The organism is Rhodococcus sp. 06-221-2, assembly GCF_002258365.1.
GTDB classification, from domain to species: domain Bacteria; phylum Actinomycetota; class Actinomycetes; order Mycobacteriales; family Mycobacteriaceae; genus Rhodococcoides; species Rhodococcoides fascians.
In genome coordinates this window covers 1-751 of record NZ_NOYJ01000027.1, presented here as the reverse complement: position 1 = coordinate 751, position 751 = coordinate 1, and the positions used below count along the sequence as shown (strand labels likewise).

Sequence of the window (751 nt, the reverse complement as noted above, 5' to 3'; positions counted from 1 at the left end):
CAGGCCCGCTACGGTGGGGGCTTCCATGAGTGCACGGACGCTGATTTCACAGTCGAAGGTTTCCTGCACGGCGGCTACGACACGCATCGCAGAGAGCGAGTTGCCGCCCAGGTCGAAGAAGGAGTCGTCCACGCTGACTCGCGGCAGGTCGAGAACCTTCGTGAAAATGCCGGAGATAATTTCTTCAACCGGAGATGACGGCGCTCTGTGAACGCCGCTGGCGAATTGCGGCTCGGGCAACGCCCATTTGTCCAGCTTGCCGTTGACAGTTAACGGCAACTCGTCGATGACCATCACCACGGCCGGAACCATGTACGCAGGCAATCGCGCGGCAACTCGTTCGCGCAGCGCCCCACCATCGATTCCCGCAGACACCTCGGTAGGTACGACGTAGCCAATCAACTGCTTGCCGGTATCGGTATCACGGGCCACCACTGCCGCACGCTCCACTCCGGTCAAGGCAGCGAGTGTTGCTTCCACTTCACCGATTTCGATGCGGTAACCACGAATCTTCACCTGATCGTCAGAGCGACCCACATACTCCAGCTCGCCGTCGTGATTCCAACGAACCAGATCGCCGGTGCGATACATCCGCGAACCCAAAGGGCCGAGCGGACACGCGACGAATCGCGATGCCGTCAAGCCCGGCCGTCGCACATAACCGCGTGCCACACCCCGCCCCGCGACATACAACTCACCAACCACACCGATCGGAACCCGCCGCAAACCGGAATCCAACACAAACAACGCA

General features: G+C 60.7%; 1 protein-coding gene. It reads right to left on the bottom strand.

Annotated features, from left to right (window positions below; translation table 11 throughout):
* Positions 1 to 751, bottom strand: a 751-nt coding sequence (locus CH281_RS14795; protein ID WP_141214695.1) for a phosphopantetheine-binding protein, incomplete at both ends; no start/stop codon positions are given.